General features: G+C 63.9%; 16 protein-coding genes and 1 pseudogene. 9 read left to right on the forward strand and 8 right to left on the reverse strand.

The features are described 5' to 3' along the window. Nucleotides 1–20: 20 nt before the first annotated feature. From AC0L27_RS02825 to AC0L27_RS02840, 4 genes and pseudogenes are all read right to left on the reverse strand, one after another. The gene (locus AC0L27_RS02825; RefSeq protein ID WP_342761046.1) at nucleotides 21–1,301 is read right to left on the reverse strand and encodes a TRAP transporter large permease; all 1,281 of its coding nucleotides are present in this window, start codon (nucleotides 1,299–1,301) and stop codon (nucleotides 21–23) included. A 222-nt stretch (nucleotides 1,302–1,523) separates the two neighbouring features. Beyond that, nucleotides 1,524–2,081, reverse strand: a pseudogene (locus tag AC0L27_RS02830) (TRAP transporter small permease); the annotation flags it as partial. A 67-nt stretch (nucleotides 2,082–2,148) separates the two neighbouring features. Next, entirely contained in the window at nucleotides 2,149–3,174 is a 1,026-nt protein-coding gene (locus AC0L27_RS02835) for a DctP family TRAP transporter solute-binding subunit (protein WP_354207261.1), read from the reverse strand. Nucleotides 3,175–3,359: 185 nt separating this feature from the next. Beyond that, nucleotides 3,360–4,130 carry a methyltransferase domain-containing protein gene (locus AC0L27_RS02840; protein WP_473317896.1) on the reverse strand — a complete coding sequence of 257 codons (771 nt, stop codon included), beginning with the start codon at nucleotides 4,128–4,130 and terminating at the stop codon, nucleotides 3,360–3,362. 144 nt (nucleotides 4,131–4,274) lie between these two features. Here AC0L27_RS02840 and AC0L27_RS02845 point away from each other — a divergent pair, with 144 nt between their 5' ends. Continuing rightward, nucleotides 4,275–5,018, forward strand: a complete 744-nt coding sequence (locus tag AC0L27_RS02845) for an SDR family NAD(P)-dependent oxidoreductase (RefSeq protein ID WP_354207357.1) — start codon at nucleotides 4,275–4,277, stop codon at nucleotides 5,016–5,018. A gap of 111 nt (nucleotides 5,019–5,129) precedes the next feature. Here AC0L27_RS02845 and AC0L27_RS02850 read toward each other — a convergent pair whose 3' ends face one another. The 3 genes from AC0L27_RS02850 to AC0L27_RS02860 form a co-directional block, all read right to left on the reverse strand. Further along, entirely contained in the window at nucleotides 5,130–5,483 is a 354-nt protein-coding gene (locus AC0L27_RS02850) for a UBP-type zinc finger domain-containing protein (RefSeq protein ID WP_354207265.1), read from the reverse strand. Next, nucleotides 5,473–5,640 carry a hypothetical protein gene (locus AC0L27_RS02855; protein WP_473317897.1) on the reverse strand — a complete coding sequence of 56 codons (168 nt, stop codon included), beginning with the start codon at nucleotides 5,638–5,640 and terminating at the stop codon, nucleotides 5,473–5,475. Before AC0L27_RS02855 ends, AC0L27_RS02850 begins: the two co-directional genes overlap by 11 nt. Nucleotides 5,641–5,716: 76 nt before the next feature. Continuing rightward, nucleotides 5,717–6,778 carry an isocitrate/isopropylmalate dehydrogenase family protein gene (locus AC0L27_RS02860; protein ID WP_354207267.1) on the reverse strand — a complete coding sequence of 354 codons (1,062 nt, stop codon included), beginning with the start codon at nucleotides 6,776–6,778 and terminating at the stop codon, nucleotides 5,717–5,719. A gap of 169 nt (nucleotides 6,779–6,947) precedes the next feature. Between AC0L27_RS02860 and AC0L27_RS02865 the strand changes: the two genes are divergently transcribed. Beyond that, nucleotides 6,948–8,336 carry an MFS transporter gene (locus tag AC0L27_RS02865; protein WP_473317898.1) on the forward strand — a complete coding sequence of 463 codons (1,389 nt, stop codon included), beginning with the start codon at nucleotides 6,948–6,950 and terminating at the stop codon, nucleotides 8,334–8,336. A gap of 4 nt (nucleotides 8,337–8,340) precedes the next feature. On the opposite strand, the gene AC0L27_RS02870 is transcribed toward AC0L27_RS02865, so the two are convergent. Then, nucleotides 8,341–9,960 (reverse strand): B12-binding domain-containing radical SAM protein, encoded by a 1,620-nt coding sequence (locus tag AC0L27_RS02870; protein WP_354207271.1) that lies wholly within the window; start codon nucleotides 9,958–9,960, stop codon nucleotides 8,341–8,343. Nucleotides 9,961–10,220: 260 nt separating this feature from the next. On the opposite strand from AC0L27_RS02870, the gene AC0L27_RS02875 reads away from it, so the two are divergent. The 7 genes from AC0L27_RS02875 to soxA are packed head-to-tail and all read left to right on the forward strand — an operon-like array spanning nucleotide 10,221 to nucleotide 16,208. Next, nucleotides 10,221–10,670: a (2Fe-2S)-binding protein gene (locus AC0L27_RS02875; protein ID WP_354207273.1), complete on the forward strand. Its 450-nt coding sequence runs from the start codon at nucleotides 10,221–10,223 to the stop codon at nucleotides 10,668–10,670. Between the two features lie 11 nt (nucleotides 10,671–10,681). Continuing rightward, nucleotides 10,682–12,868, forward strand: a complete 2,187-nt coding sequence (locus AC0L27_RS02880) for a xanthine dehydrogenase family protein molybdopterin-binding subunit (RefSeq protein WP_354207275.1) — start codon at nucleotides 10,682–10,684, stop codon at nucleotides 12,866–12,868. A gap of 54 nt (nucleotides 12,869–12,922) precedes the next feature. Beyond that, a complete protein-coding gene (locus tag AC0L27_RS02885; RefSeq protein ID WP_473317899.1) occupies nucleotides 12,923–14,194 on the forward strand; it encodes an FCSD flavin-binding domain-containing protein in 1,272 nt (423 codons plus the stop codon). Next, nucleotides 14,187–14,639 carry a sulfur oxidation c-type cytochrome SoxX gene (soxX, locus tag AC0L27_RS02890; protein ID WP_275170387.1) on the forward strand — a complete coding sequence of 151 codons (453 nt, stop codon included), beginning with the start codon at nucleotides 14,187–14,189 and terminating at the stop codon, nucleotides 14,637–14,639. The genes AC0L27_RS02885 and soxX overlap by 8 nt, the downstream gene beginning before the upstream one ends. An 8-nt stretch (nucleotides 14,640–14,647) precedes the next feature. Continuing rightward, nucleotides 14,648–15,115, forward strand: a complete 468-nt coding sequence (locus AC0L27_RS02895) for a SoxY-related AACIE arm protein (protein ID WP_354207279.1) — start codon at nucleotides 14,648–14,650, stop codon at nucleotides 15,113–15,115. Next, on the forward strand, nucleotides 15,115–15,432 hold the full coding sequence (gene soxZ / locus AC0L27_RS02900) for a thiosulfate oxidation carrier complex protein SoxZ (RefSeq protein ID WP_354207281.1): 318 nt from the start codon (nucleotides 15,115–15,117) through the stop codon (nucleotides 15,430–15,432). Before AC0L27_RS02895 ends, soxZ begins: the two co-directional genes overlap by 1 nt. Then, a complete protein-coding gene (soxA, locus tag AC0L27_RS02905; protein WP_473317900.1) occupies nucleotides 15,429–16,208 on the forward strand; it encodes a sulfur oxidation c-type cytochrome SoxA in 780 nt (259 codons plus the stop codon). The genes soxZ and soxA overlap by 4 nt, the downstream gene beginning before the upstream one ends. Nucleotides 16,209–16,234: the final 26 nt, after the last annotated feature.

Genomic DNA, 16,234 nt, shown 5'->3' on the forward strand with positions numbered 1-16,234 from the left:
GAGAAGCAGCGTGTTCGTAGCTACATGCCCAGCAATCGCGGCAGCCACAGCGACAGACCCGGCCAATATGTCACGACCACGAGGAATGCCAGCATCGTCAGCAGCCATGGCCACACCGCGACCGTGAGCTCGGTGATGCCCATCTTGGCGATGCCTGAGGCGACGTAGAGATTGAGGCCGACCGGGGGATGGCAGAGCCCGACCTCCATGTTGACCGTCATCAGGATGCCGAAATGGATCGGATCGATGCCGAGCTTGATCGCAACCGGAAACAGGATTGGCGCCATGATCAGGATGATCGAGGACGGCTCCATCACGTTGCCCGCCACCAGCAGCAGGAGATTGACGAGGAGCAAGAATCCAATCCAGCCGAGGCCCTGGTCGATCATCCATTGCGCCAGCGCTTGCGGCACGTTCTCGTAGGTCATCAGGAACGAGAACAAGACTGCGTTGGTGATGATGTAGAGCAGCATCGCCGAAAGATTTGCCGACGACAGCAGCACGCGCGGCACGTCTCGCAGCTTCAGATCCTTGTAGATGAACACTGCGACGATGAAGGCGTACACCGCACTGACGGCGGCAGCTTCGGTCGGTGTGAACAGGCCACTGTAGATGCCGCCGATCACGATCACGATCAGCAGGATACCCCAGATCGACTTGCGGAACGCGTCGAAGCGTTCGTAGAAGGTTGCTTTCGGCATCCTCGGATAGTCGTTACGCCAGGCCCGATAGAACGTCGTGGCGCCGAGCAGCATGGCGAGCACGAGCCCCGGCACGATGCCGGCGATGAACAGCTTGCCGACGGAGGTGTTGGTAGAGACGGCAAAAAGCACCATCGGAATCGAGGGTGGAATGAGAATTCCCAGCGAGCCCGAGGTCGTGATCACGCCCGCCCCGAACCTCTTCGGGAATCCCTGCGCGACCATCGCGGGCAGGATCACCGATCCGATCGCTACCACGGTGGCCGGCGACGAGCCGGAAATCGCGGCGAACAGCGCGCAGGCGACCACGCCCGAGAGCGCGAGGCCGCCGTACCAATGCCCGACCAGCGAAGTCGCGAACGCGATCATCCGGCGCGCCACGCCGCCATGGGTCAGGAAGTTGCCGGCAAGGATGAAGAACGGGATCGCCATGATCTCGAAGCTTTCGATGCCGGTGAACAGCTTCAGCGCCACCGATTCCGTTCGCACGTCGGTCAGCGTGAACATGAAGCTGAGCACGGTGAGGCCGAGCGCGATCGAGATCGGCATGCCCGTGAGCATCAACGACAGCAGAAGGCCGAAAACCACGGCGACACGCAGGCCCTGCGGCAGCGTGATCACGTGCGCGGAATGGGCGAAGCACACGGCCACGATCAGGACCGGCAACAACATCAGGACCCAGCCGAGCGGGCTGCGTTCATCGCGGATGACCTGACTGCGCGTGACCGGGGCCGGATGGACCGGGTCTAATTCCACGCCCTCGACGCCGGCCACGTCGTGATGCGGCAGCTCGCCGGTGTGATAGAACGACCAGGCAACCTGCAGGAAGCGGAAGCACATCAGCCCGGAGCCGAGCGGGATGGTGAGATACACCAGCCACATCGGCGCTTCGAGATCGTTGGATTGCTGGCCGGTCTGCCACATCTGGCCGACGAACGCGGCCCCGAAATAGCAAACGATGGCAGTGAAAAGAGCGCCGCACATCAGGCCGAACGTGATGACGCGGCGGCGCGATCCGCCGGGGAGGACATTGACCAGGACGTCGACGCCGACATGGATGCCGGTGCGCACCCCGTAGGCCGCACCGAACTTCGCCATCCAGATGAACATGTAGATGCAGAGTTCCTGCGCCCAGGACAGGTCGAGAGCGGCAAGCCAGACGAACGCGGCTCGCGCGGGGACGGACAGGAAGGCCAGATTGCGCGCCTCTGCCCATTTGGCGATGTCGATCGACAGCCCGGCGCCATATCGGTGCAGCACGGCAACGAAGATGAGCGATGTCGCGGCCGCGATCATCGTCGCGATCAGCCATTCCTCGAGATGATTGAGCACACGATTCAATGCACGCAGCAATTTGGTCCCCTCAGCTTGGCTCATCATTCAAGAGCAACGGCCGGGAGTGCGATCACTCCCGACCGTTCATGGTTGTTCTTAAAGCGCGCCGGCGTCAGTTCATCTTGACGTCGAGTTCCTTGGCGACGAGATCGAGCACTTCCTGCCCGACCCGCCCCTTCGCCCATTTGTAGGTCGGCTGCATCGCTTCCTGCCACGCCTTGCGGTCGGCGTCAGTCAGATAATGCAGCGTGGTCTTGCCCGTCTTCTTGATCTCGGCCAGCGCATCCTCATTTTCCTGGTGCGCGATCTGGTTGGTATAGTCGGTCGCCTCGTTCATCGCCTTCTCGAGCTGGGCGCGGATATCGGGTGGCAGGCCGGACCAGAATTTCGAATTGACGATGACGGCATATTGCAGGTGCGCGTGATAGGACACGGTGATGTCCTTCTGCACCTCGTAAAACTTCTGCGTCAGGTAGTTGGACGCGGTGTTCTCGCAGCCGTCGACCACGCCCGTCTGCAAGGCCTGATAGACTTCGGAAAACGCCATGATCTGGGGGATCGAGCCCATGATCCGCAGATATTGGTCGGCGACCTTCGATCCGGAGATGCGGAATTTGAGCCCCTGGAAATCGGCCGGCTTCATCAGGGCACGGTTGGCGGACAGCATGTGGAAGCCGTTGTCCCAATAAGCGAGCCCGGTGATGCCCTTGGTCTCGAGCTTCTCGAACAGCCACTTGCCAATCTTGCCCTTCATCGCGTTCGAATAGGTCTGGTCGTCCTTGAACAACCAGGGCAGGTCGAGCGCCTCGAATTCCTTGATACCGAGCGGTGCGAACTTGGCGGTCGAGGGCGCGAGCATCTGCACCGAGCCGAGCTGCAGCGCCTCGATCTCCTCCTTGTCCTTGTACAGCGTGGAGTTCGGGTAGATTTCAATCTTGACCTTGCCGTCGGTGTACTTCTCCGCGAGCTCCTTGAACTTCAGCGCGCCCTTGCCCTTGGGAGTGTCGTTGGCGACGACGTGGCTGAATTTGATGACGATCGGGCTCTGGGCCTGGGCCAAGACGGGTGACAAGACAGGAGACAAGGCAGGCGCCACGAGAAGTGCTGCGGCGGCGACCGCAAGAAGCAGTTTGCGCATGAAGGTACCTCCCAACAACCTCTAAAACCGGGTGTTTTTTGTTTTCCGGTTTCAGTAGTGGCAGCAATCCGCCACCCGAACAACTAGACCTAAGCCCAATTTGCCGCAGCCAAGCTATCTTGCGCAACCCGGCACCCGCTGCCGTTCCCGGAAGCGAGCGCTTATGTCGCATTGCGGCAGTGCGATCAGCCGCTGCGCTGGGCGACCATGAACAGACGCCGGAACGGAAACAGCGTCTGTCCCGCGGCGTTCTTCGGATAGGCTTTCGCGACCCGCATCCCATAGGCGGCTTCGAACGCGGCCTTCTCGTCGCCCTGCAAGATGTCGAGATAGCGCGTCAGCCAGGTGCCCTTGGTCCACTCCTTCACGGGATTCTTGCCTTCCAGCACCTGCAGATATTCCGTCTCCCAGATGTCGATATTGGCAGACATCGGAGCAAGAAGACCGTGATAATAGGCCGGCCCCTCGACCGGCGGCGGCGTGACGAGATGCTCCACCTTGGACCGCCAGGGACCGTCCAGCACGGTCTCGCCGATCAGCACATGCGAGGGCGCCAGAAAGTTGCGCGGCATCTGCACAGCAAGCATTCCGCCGGGCGTTACCTTCTCCATGATAGATGGAAACAGTGCCGCATGATCGGGCAGCCAGTGCAGCGCGGCATTGGAATAGACCACGTCATATTGTTTCGTCGGGCGCCAGTGGCCGAGGTCCTCGTGGGACCATTCCACGTCCGGCGCCGCCTTGCGGCCGGCGGCAACCATCTCGGCCGAGCCCTCGACACCGGTCACCGTCGCGTCCGGCCAACGCTCCTTGATCAGCTTGGTGACGTTGCCGGCGCCGGCGCCGAGATCGGCGACCGCACGCGGGGCGAAATCCGGAATCCGCATCAACAGATCGATGGCGGGCCGAAGCCGGTGACCGGAGAACTTTAGATATTGCTGCGGGTCCCAGACCATTGCCGACGCCTTTTCTTTTTCGTGTTTCCTTCACCGTTGCTCTTGGTTACCACTGCTCGTCCCGCTCAGGCAATTCGCAAGCCGGGCGGACGGGGCAGGAAACGAACAGCAAGAAGCGAAAAGCTAACAAGAGAGCGTGTGACCATGGACCTCGGGCTCAAATCGAAAACCGCCGTCGTCACCGGAGCGAGCGTCGGCATTGGCCGCGCCATCGCCAAGGGCTTGGCTGCCGAAGGCGTGCGCGTCGTCGGCGTGGCACGGCGCACCGACCTGCTCGCCGAGCTGGTGACGGAAGTCGGCTCCGGCCTGATCACCCCGTTCGAGCAGGACGTGATGGCCAAGGACGCGGCGGAGAACATTTCGGCCTTCGCCGTGAGCGAGCTCGGCCATGTCGACATTCTCATCAACAATGCCGGCGGCAGTCGCCCGCTGCCGGTCGATGCGCCCGACAGCCAATGGGACGAGGCGATCGCGCTGAATTTCACCAGCTACCGCCGCATCGCGCATGCGCTGCTGCCGCAGATGATCGAACGCAAATGGGGCCGCATCGTCAACATCACCGGCAAGTCCGAGCCGGAAGGCCTCAACGCCGCGTTCGCCGCCAAAGCCGCCGTGCACGCCTGGGCCAAGGGCCTGTCGCGCGAGATCGGCGAGCATGGCATCACCATCAACTGCATCCCGCCCGGACGCATCATGAGCGAACAGATCCGCCGCAACTACGCGCCTGATTATCGCGAGCGCTTTGCGGAGGAAGAGATTCCCGTCGGCTATTGGGGCGAGCCGGAAGATCTCGCCGCGCTCGCGGTGTTTCTGGCATCACCCGTGGCGCGCTACATCACGGGCACGGTGATCCCGGTGGATGGGGGGTTGAGGAGGTATCAGTTCTAGAACCGATTGGCCTTCGTAGGATGGGTAGAGCGCAGCGAAACCCATCGACAGCATACGACGTGAAACCTGATGGGTTTCGCAAGTGCTCTACCCATCCTACGGCCTACCGCCTTACTCATGCAGCAGCGTTTGCCAGTCTGGAGGCACCGCGCCGTCCGGTCCGGGCACCGGCTGATCCAACGGATGCGCGTGAGGACCTTGAAGCGTCGGGCCGGCGAAAGCCTCTCCGGTGCGATAGTCGTAAAACCATCGTTCGCCCGGCTCGAAGCTCGTGATGATCGGATGACCTGTCGCCGCGCTGTGTTTCGTTGCGTGCTGATTTGGTGACGCATCACAGCAGCCGATGTGACCGCATTCGACACATCTGCGAAGGTGAAACCACCACCCGCCCGCAGCCGAGCATTCCACGCACCCCGTTCCGCTTGGCTTGGCCGCGAGATTGATGCCATCCCTCTCAGACTTCATAGGTCAGCTCACTGAAATTGCCCGCGTCCACCACCAATGCATACACGCCGCGATCTCCGCCACGATCGCATTTTGCCAATGTTTTGCCCGACGCGTCAACGTCAGGGCCGCCGCGAATGTCATCGCTGCACGTTTCGGAAATCCCCTTATTAATCAAGGGGCCTTCTACTGTGCATGGGGTTGTTTTCGCGTTTTTTGTTTTGAGCCCTTGAAAAAAACATGCACATGACCACTCACCCGGCCTGCAAGATCTCCGCGATCGCCGCCCCCGCCGCGATCGTGCCGAGCTCGCCGCCGACATCGCGCGTTGCCCTGCCCTCGCCGATCGCTTTCGCCACCGCCGCCTCGATCGCACGTGCGGCTTCCTCGTACCGCACCGCGCCGCTGTTCTCGCCGTGCCATCCGAGCAGCAGGGCCGTCGACAGGATCAGGGAGACCGGATTGGCAACGTCCTGGCCTGCGATGTCGGGCGCCGAGCCGTGCGCGGCCTGCGCCATGGCGTGGCTGTGACCGACATTGAGCGAGCCGCCGAGGCCGAGGCTGCCGGAGAGCTCGGCCGTGAGATCGGACAGGATGTCGCCGAACATGTTGGTGGCGACGATGACGTCGAAGCGGTCGGGGTTGCGCACCACATGCGCCATCATGGCGTCGACGAGGATGTCGTCGACGGCGAGGTTGGGATAGGCGTTCGCCGCCTCGCGGCAGATCTCGAGGAACATGCCGTCGCCGAGCTTGAGCACATTGGCCTTGTGCACGATGGTGAGATGCTTGCGCCGCTTCATCGCCAGCCGGCACGCCGCATGCGCGATGCGCTCGCAGCAATGGCGCGTGATCCGACGCAGCGAGATCACGACATCCGATGTGACCAGCATCTCGCCATTACCCTGCTCCATGTTGCGGTCGGCGTAAAACCCTTCCGTGTTCTCGCGCACCACGACGAGATCGAAATCGCCTCCCCGGCCGGACAGCCCCGCATAGGTGCGTGCGGGCCTGACATTGGCGTAGAGGTCGAGGTTCTTGCGAAAGTGCCGCGACGGGTTGATCTCGCCATGGGCCTCGTCCTTGAAGTCGAAGGTCGCGGTCGGCCCGAGGATCAGCCCGTCGGCGGCGCGGACGATGTCGAGCAGCTCGGGGCGTACCGTCGTGCCAAATTGTTTGAGGCTCGCATGGCCGACTGCGTGCTCCTCCAGTCGCAGATTGAGCTGGAAGCGTTCGGAGGCCGCGCGCAGCACGCCTGATGTCGCAGTCGTGATCTCGGGCCCGATGCCGTCACCGGGCAAAACGACGATGTGCATGGCGATCCCCCGAAATTGCAGCAGCTCGCGCGATCATACGCCGGCGCGCAGGTTCATCGCCCAGCCTTCGCGCATACACTGCATGCAAGCATATGCCTGTGGAAGGCGGCCGCGCCGTAGTACATGCCAAGTCCCCTGTAGCCGGCCGCCGGAGCAACGCGCTAACGCAATGACAATCACGTTACCCGCCGGCGCGCGCGAGGCCGACCACACCATTTCCGACGGCCTTCCAGCCGCACAGCGGCGCTGGGCCATTGCCGCGATCTTCACCGCGCTGGCGATGGCCTCGCTCGACACCGCGATCGCAAACATCGCGCTGCCCGCCATTGCCGGCGACTTGCATGTCAGCCCGGAGCAATCGGTCTGGGTGGTCAACGTCTACCAGATCGCGCTGGTAGCGACGTTGCTGCCGTTGGGAGCACTCGGCGAGATCGTCGGGCACCAGCGCATCTATCTCGGCGGCCTGATCCTGTTCACCATCGCCTCGCTGTTCTGCGCGGTGGCCTGGTCGCTGGACAGCCTGCTGGTTGCGCGCACGCTGCAAGGGCTGGGTGCGAGCGGCATCATGAGCGTCAACACGGCGCTGGTGCGCTTCGTCTATCCCGGCCGGATGCTCGGCCGCGGCTTCGGCCACAACGCGCTGGTGGTCGCGACCGCCTTCACCTTCGGTCCCTCGATCGCATCCGCCATCCTCGCGGTCGGCCCGTGGCCATGGCTGTTCGCCGTCAATATCCCGTTCGGCCTCGTCGCGATCGGCATCGGATTTGCGATGCTGCCGAAGACGCCGCGCGCCGATCACGGCTTTGACTTTCTCGGCGCGGCCCTCGCGTCGGCCTGTCTCGGCTTGTTCATCACGGGCATCGGCAGTGCCGCGCATAATCTCTCACCGGTGGTCGTTGGCATCGAGCTGGTCACGGCGTTGGTGCTCGGCTTCATCCTGACGCGCCGCCATGCCGACCATCCGGCGCCGATGCTGCCGATCGACCTGTTCAGTCGGCCGATGTTCGCGCTGTCGGCGGCGACCGCGGTGTGCTCGTTCGCGGTGCAGGGCCTCGCCTTCGTCTCGCTGCCGTTCTATTTCGAGGACGTGCTGGGGCGTTCGCAGGTCGAGACCGGCTTCTTCATGACGCCGTGGCCGCTGGTGGTCGGCATCATGGCGCCGATCGCGGGGCGTCTCTCCGACCGGCACGCGGTCGGATTGCTCGGCGGCATCGGCCTCGTGCTGCTCGGTCTCGGCATGGCGCTGCTCGCGATGCTGCCGGCCAATCCTGCGATCCCCGATATCATCTGGCGGATGGTGATCTGCGGTATGGGGTTCGGCTTCTTCCAGGCGCCGAACATGAAGGCGGTGATGTCGAGCGCGCCGCCGCATCGCAGCGGCAGCGCCTCGGACATCGTCGCCACCGCGCGCCTGACGGGGCAGACGATGGGGGCGGCGCTCGCCGCCCTCTGCTTCTCGCTGGCCGGTCACGATGGCGCAGTCGCGGCATTGGCGCTTGGCGCGGGCTTTGCCGCGCTCGGCAGCGTGATGAGCTTTTTGCGGCTGGCGGTGGAGTAGACCGTCAAGCCAGATGTCGGGCCGCCGTTACCTCGACAGTCGCGACCGGAATTACAGTCTCCTCGTCGAGCGCAGCTAGGCGCTCATCGATGGCAGCGATGACCTTGCGCGAGAACGGCCCGAGATGGGCATAGGCCGCGATCATTTGCACAGCGATCCGCGCCGATGTGGTGTCGCGCTTGGCGCAGTTCATGAAGGTCTGCCACAGCGGACCGCGCGCCTCGGGAAGGGCTGTGACCACCTTGTGCACCGTTTCCATCGCGCCGATCCGGGCGCGGATATCGCCTTCCGCGAGCTCCTGGCGCTGGCGAGAGCGGTCGAGCAGCGTCATCAGACGGTCGATGCGCCTTGCATAGGCCTCCGGGCTGTAGATGTGCTCCAGCACGCGCTTGTAGTCCGTCAGGATGTCGCGCAACGGGCGCACCGGATCGAAGTTGATCCCGGCGGTGCACTGATCGGCGCCGATGGTCGGCGCCAAATCGTGGCCCGGATGCAACCGGCCTTCGCGCTCGAGGCGGCGCGTCAGCTGCGTGTTCGGCAAGGCATAGAGCAGGCCGACCATGCTGACCGGGATCGCCGCCTCTTCGATGAAGTCGATCATGGCATCCGCCATCGAGAGCTTCTCATTGTCGAAGCCGACGATGAAACCCGCGGTGACGAGCATGCCCGCGGCGTAGATCTTGTGGATGCTCTCGGCGATGTTGCGCCGCGTGTTCTGCTTCTTCCGCATCGCGACAAGCGTCGCCGGATCCGGACTTTCAATGCCGACGAAGATGGCGAAGAAATTCGCCTGGCCCATCAGGTCCAATAGCTCGGGATCGTCGGCCAGATTGACCGAGGCTTCCGTCGACAATTCGAAGGGATAGCCGTGAGCACGCTGCCATTCGGCGAGCTGCGGCAGGAACAACCGCAGCGACTTCTTGTTGCCGATGAAGTTGTCGTCGACGAAGTCGAGATGGCCGCGGTAGCCCATGGCGTAGAGCCTGTCGAGCTCGACCAGCATTTGCTCATTCGTCTTGGTTCGCGGCACCCGGCCATAGAGCTCGATGATGTCGCAGAACTCGCAGGTGAACGGGCAACCGCGGGAATACTGCACACCGAGATAAAGGTAGTCCTCGAATTTGAGCAGGTCGAAGCGCGGCACCGGCGTCTTGGTGACGTCAGCCTGGAATTTCGGCGCGATGAAGACGCCGGATCGTGCGCCACTGTCCCAGGCCGCGACGAATTCGTGGAGAACGCTTTCGGCCTCGCCGAGCACCTTGAAGTCGGCCCTCTCATAGATGTGGGGGCTCGAGGTGGGATCGGGACCGCCGACGACCACCGGCTTGCCCGCGGCACGGCAAATTTCGATCAGGTGCAGCGTGTCGGCCTGCTGCGGCATCATTCCGCCGGTGAAGACGACGTCGGCCCAGGAAAGATCCTCTTCGCTGAAGGATTCCGTGTTGCAATCGATCAGCCGGACCGTCCAGCTCTCGGGCAACATCGCGGCAACCGTGATCAGCCCCAAAGGGGCCGCGGGCCGCTTCACGCCCAACACTTTGCAGGATTCGCCAAAGCTCCAGAAGGACTCTGCCGAGAACAGCGGATAGAGCATCAGGACTTTGCAAGGCTGCGGTACGTTCATGGAACCTCTTTTTGGCTGATTCCACTGTAGCAGAGCATCGTCGACTTGCACCCCGGCAAAAGGGACAAACTGTCGCTCTCGGTTCCAGGGGCGCGACGGCGCGGGAGCCGGTAGACGTCGCCCCAAGCCGTGCCGCGAGCCGCCCGGGGGGGGAATCTCCGGCGGTTACCCCTCGGACTATTGATTTGAACCTTTCCAATTTGCCGGACACATTGCGCCCCTGCGTCCAATCGGTGGATTGGGCCAATCAGGGGACTGCGATGGCAAACCTAACAATCAACGGAAAAACTTTGACGCTCGACGTCGAGCCGGATACGCCGCTGCTGTGGGCAATCCGCGAGAATGCCGGCCTGACCGGCACGAAATACGGCTGCGGCATTGCACAATGCGGCGCCTGCACCGTTCACATCGACGGCGTCGCCACCCGCTCCTGCGGCGTTTCGGTCAGCGAGGCCGTAGGCAAGAAGATCACGACCATCGAAGGGCTCGCCTCCGGCAACGCACTGCACAAGGTGCAGGAAGCCTGGATTGCCCAGGATGTTCCGCAATGCGGCTATTGCCAGAGCGGCATGATCATGGCGGTCGCGGCGCTGCTGAGCGAGAAGCCGAAGCCGACCGACGCCGACATCGACGAAGCCATCACCAATATCTGCCGCTGCGGCACCTTCCAGCAGGTGCGCGAAGCGATCCACACGATCGCAAGCGCGTAAGGAGCCGCCACATGAACAAGCATGTCTCTCCCAGGATGAACCGCCGTGCCTTCGTCGTCGGCACCGCCGCGGTCGGCGCGGGTCTCGCAATCGGCCTCGATATCCCCTTCGGCGGCCCCGCCGTGGTCCGCGCGGCCGACGGCTCCCCCGAGATCGGCGCCTGGGTCGTGGTCAGGCCCGACGACACCGTCGTCATCCGCGTCGCCCGCTCCGAGATGGGCCAGGGCTCGCTGACCGGCCTCGCCCAGCTCGTTGCCGAGGAACTCGAATGCGACTGGTCGAAGGTCTCGACCGAATATCCGACACCGGGCCAGAGCGTCGCCCGCAAGCGCGTCTGGGGCGATTTCTCGACCGGCGGCAGCCGCGGCATCCGCTCTTCGCAAGACTATGTCCGCAAGGGCGGTGCCACCGCACGCGTGATGCTGATCCAGGCCGCCGCCGAGGCGTGGAAAGTGCCGGCGCCCGAATGCACCGCCGCCAACAGCGTCATCACCCACACGCCGTCCGGCAAGACCACGACCTACGGCAAGGTCGCCGAGGCCGCGGCCAAGCTTGCGCCGCCGGCCGACGTCAAGCTGAAGGATCCCAAGGACTGGAAGCTGATCGGCAAGGGCGTGAAGCGGCTGGACACCGCCGAGAAGACCACCGGCGCCATGATCTACGGCATCGACGTCAAGCTGCCGGGCATGCTGAACGCCGCGATCAAGGATTGCCCGGTGTTCGGCGGCAAGCTGAAGAGCTATGACGAAGCCAAGATCACCGGCATGAAGGGCGTCAAGAAGGTCGTCAAGGTCGGCGATACCGCGGTCGCGGTCGTTGCCGACACCTGGTGGCAGGCCAAGACCGCGCTGGAGGCGCTGCCGATCGTCTGGGACGAGGGCGACAACGCCAAGGTCTCCAGCGAGTCGATCGCGAAATGGCTGACGGAGGGTCTCGACAACGCGCAGCCGGCCTATGTCGGCAACAAGAACGGCGACGCGAAGGCGGCGATTGCCGGTGCCGCCAAGAAGATCGAGGCGGTCTACAGCTATCCCTACCAGAACCACGCCACCATGGAGCCGATGAACGCCACGGCGGTCTACACGGCGGAGACGTGCGAGGTCTGGTGCGGCACGCAGAATGGCGAGGCGGCCTTCGCGGCCACCTTGGAAGCGTCGGGCCTGCCGGCGGAGAAGTGCGACGTGCACAAGGTGATGCCGGGCGGCGGCTTCGGCCGGCGCGGCCAGACCGACTATGTCCGTCAGGCCGTCCTGATCGCCAAGCAGATGCCGGGCACGCCGATCAAGCTGTTATGGTCGCGCGAAGAGGACATGGCGCACGGCAGATATCACCCGATCACCCAGTGCAAGATGACCGGCGCATTCGATGCCGACAACAATCTGGTCGCGCTGCACTACCGCCTGTCCGGGCAATCGATCCTGTTCTCGCTCCGCCCGGAAGCGCTGCAGAACGGCATGGATCCGGCCGCATTCCAGGGCGTCGCCCAGTCCGGCGAAGCCGCGTTCGGTTACTCCGTGCCAAACCTCCTGGTCGAGCATGCGATGCGCAACCCGCATGTTCCGCCGGGCTTCTGGCGCGGCGTCAACGTCAATCACAACGCGATCTACATGGAATGCTTCATGGACGAGCTGGCCCAGGCCGCAGGCCAGGACCCGCTCGAATTCCGCCGCAAGCTGATGGGCAATCACCCCAAGCATCTGGCGGTGCTCAATGCCGTGGCCGAGAAGATCGGCTGGAGCACCCCGGCGCCGAAGGGCATCTATCGCGGCATCGCGCAGGTGATGGGCTACGGCAGCTATGTCGCCGGAGCCGCCGAAATCTCGGTAACCGACGGCAACAAGATCAAGGTGCATCGTATCGTCGCGTCCACCGATCCCGGCTACGTCGTCAATCCGGCCCAGGTGGAGCGGCAGATCGCGGGCTCCTTCGTCTATGGCCTCTCCGCGCTGTTCTACGGGGGCTGCACCGTCAAGGACGGCAAGATCGAGCAGACCAACTTCGACACCTACAATTCGATGCGCATCAACGAGATGCCGAAGGTGGAGTCGGTGATGGTGCCGAGCGGCGGGTTCTGGGGCGGCGTCGGCGAGCCAACCATCGGCGTCGCGGCGCCGGCGGTGCTCAATGCGTACTTCGCGGCGACGGGCAAGCGCATCCGTTCGGTGCCGTTGCGCGACCAGAACATCACCTTCGCCTGAGAAACGCCGCGGCGGCCGAAACGGCCGTCGCGGCACACTTTCCGGACAAGACTCATGAATGCGCCGGTGACACGGCGGGATGCCCTCCTTGGCATCGCCGCCGCGGCCACATCATTCGCCGTCCCTTCGATCCTGCGCGCGCAATCGGCGGGCCGCGTCGTCGTGGTCGGCGGCGGCTTTGGCGGCGCGGCGTGCGCCCGCGCGCTGAAGCGCGCGCAGGTAAACTTGCAAGTCATCCTGATCGAACCCAATGCGGTCTTCACCTCCTGCCCCTTCAGCAACGAGGTGATTGCCGGCCTGCGCGATATCGAAGGCCAGCAATTTGGCTATGACAGGCTCGGTGCCGAGGGCATCACGGTGATCAGCCAAGCCGTAACCACAATCGAGCCGAAGCTGCGCAGCGTCGTGACGGCCGATGGCGTTGCGCTGCCCTATGATCGTCTCGTCCTCTCTCCCGGCATCGACTTCCATTTCGACCCCCTGCCTGGCTATGACGACGCGGCATCAGAAAAGATGCCGCATGCCTGGAAGGCCGGTGCGCAGACGCTGCTGCTGCGTCGGCAATTGGAGGCCATGCCGGACGGCGGCACCGTCGCGATTGCGATCCCCGCCAATCCCTCGCGCTGTCCGCCGGCGCCTTACGAGCGCGCCAGCCTGATCGCGCATTACCTGAAAACGAAGAAGCCGCGCTCAAAGGTCTTGATCCTCGACGCCAAGGACAATTTCTCCCAGCAGCGACTGTTCGAGAGGGCGTGGAAGGAGCTGTACGGCGACATGGTCGAACGCATCGGGTTGTCGCAAGGCGGCCGCGTGACCTCGGTCGATCCTGCGACAAGGACCATCGTCACCGAATTCGGCAACTACACGCCTGATGTCGCCAACGTCATCCCGCCGCAGCGTGCCGGACACATCGCTGAGGTCGCGGGCGCTGCGGATGCGACCGGCTGGTGCCCAATCGATCCCGTCACCTTCGAATCGAAACTTGTCCAGAACATCCACGTCATCGGCGACGCCTGCCTCGGCGGGGGCATTCCCAAATCGGCATCCGCGGCAAGCGCACAGGGCAAGGCCTGTGCTGCCGCGATCGTGAACCTCCTTGCCGGCCGCGCACCAGAAACGCAGCGACTGACAGGCGTCTGCTACAACATCGTCGCACCCGGCTACGGCTTTTCACTCGCGGGCAATTACCAGCCCAAGGGCGACATCTTCGCCGAGGTCGAGGGCGGCGCGACCAGCCCGGTCGATGCGCCGCGCGAATTGCGCGCCCGCGAGGCGGCTGAAGCCGAGCGCTGGTTTCAAACCATCACGGCGGACACCTTTGGCTAGAACATCGGTCCATATCGCAGCGCTGATCGCCGCCAGTGTCGCCTTCGCCTGCCATGCGGGAGCCGAGGAGCTCCTGCCCTACAACATCGCCGGCGACGGCATTGCGGAATCGCTCACCGGCGCGCCCGGCGATGCCGCGCGCGGACGCGCGCTCGTGCTCGCGCGCACCACCACCTGCATCCTCTGCCATTCCGGTCCCTTCCCGGAGACCCGGTTCCAGGGCGACCTCGCGCCTGACCTCTCGGGTGCAGGGAACCGCTGGACGGTGAGCCAGTTGCGGCTTCGACTGATCGATGCAGCGCGCTTCAACCCTGAAACCATCATGCCATCCTATTATCGCAACGGCCACCTCGTGCGGGTCGGGCGCAATTTCGCCGGCAAACCGATCTTGTCCGCCGCCGAGATCGAGGACATCGTGGCTTTTCTTGCAACGCTTCGGGACTAGGACTGTTCATGCCGACCACGCGACGACAATTCCTAAATCTCGCCGGAAGCGCGACGGTCGCCGGGACGATCCCGATCGTCACGCTGCGGCCGATCGAGGCGACACCGGCGATGCTCAGCGCCGCGATCCGCAACGTCGTCGGCGAAGCACCTGTCCGCACCGGCAAGGTGAAGCTCGACATTCCGCCGCTGGTCGAGAACGGCAACACGGTGCCGATGACCGTGAGCGTCGCGAGCCCGATGACGGCGGACGACTACGTCAAGAGCATCCACGTCTTCAACGAAAAGAATCCCCAGCCGAACATCGGCAACTTCCATCTCGGCCCCTCCTCCGGCCGCGCCCAGGTCTCGACCCGGATTCGGCTCGCCGACACCCAGAAGGTGGTGGCGATCGCGCGCCTTTCCGACGACACGTTCTGGCAGGTCACGACCGAAATCGTCGTGACGCTGGCCGCCTGCACCGAGGAGATGAATTGATGGCCGCGCTCATCAACGTTCCGGCAAAAGCCAGGCGCGGCGATGTCATCGAGATCCGCACGTTGACCTCGCACATCATGGAGACCGGATTCCGCCATACCGCGGACGGCGCGCTGGTGCCGCGCGACATCATCACGAGCTTTACGTGCCGCTACAACGGCACCGAGATTTTTCGCGCCGATCTCTTTCCGGCGATCGCGGCCAATCCCTATCTGTCGTTCTTCACGGTCGCGAAGGAGAGCGGCAAGTTCGAGTTCGAATGGATCGGCGACAACGGCTATTCGTCCAGCGCATCGGCGTCGATCACGGTCGAATGAGTTTCTGGCGCGCGATAGCGGTCGCGGCGCTTCTCGCCACCGCCCCTGCCCTGCTCGCCGGCGAGATTCCGCCGGACGCGCGCCGCTCCGGCTATTCGTTCATGGGACCCGACACGCGCGCGATGCAGGATGACGACACCTCAAATCCCGGCATGCTGTTCGTGCTCGACGGTGAGGCGTTGTGGACGAAGAGGACGGGCAGCGCCGACAAGGCCTGTGCGGATTGCCATGGCGATGCACGCGGCAGCATGAAAGGCGTCGCGGCGCGCTATCCGGCCTTCGACAAGGCGCTGGCGCGCCCCGTCACGCTCGACCAGCGCATCAATCTCTGCCGCAGCAATCATCAGCAGGCACCGGTGTTACCCTACGAGAGCCGCGACCTGCTCGCCCTGTCCGCCTTCGTCGCGCATCAATCGCGCGGCATCGCGATCACGGCCGGGGACGATCCGCAGCTGAAACCATTCGTCCAACAGGGCCGCGACATCTTCATGCAGCGCGAGGGCCAGCTCAACCTTGCCTGCACCAATTGCCACGACGACAATTTCAACAAGCGACTTGCCGGCGCGCCGATCACGCAGGGACAGCCGACCGGCTATCCGCTTTATCGCCTGGAATGGCAGACGCTGGGATCGCTGGAGCGCCGGCTACGCAGTTGCATGACGGGTGTCCGCGCCCAGGCCTATGATTTCGGCGCGCCCGAGCTGGTCGCGCTCGAACTCTATCTGATGTCGCGAGCGCATGGCCTGCCGATGGAGACGCCGGCCGTGCGGCCGTGATCCGTCAGATTAGGGCTAGGCACGCG

This window comes from Bradyrhizobium sp. Ken51, from assembly GCF_055807435.1.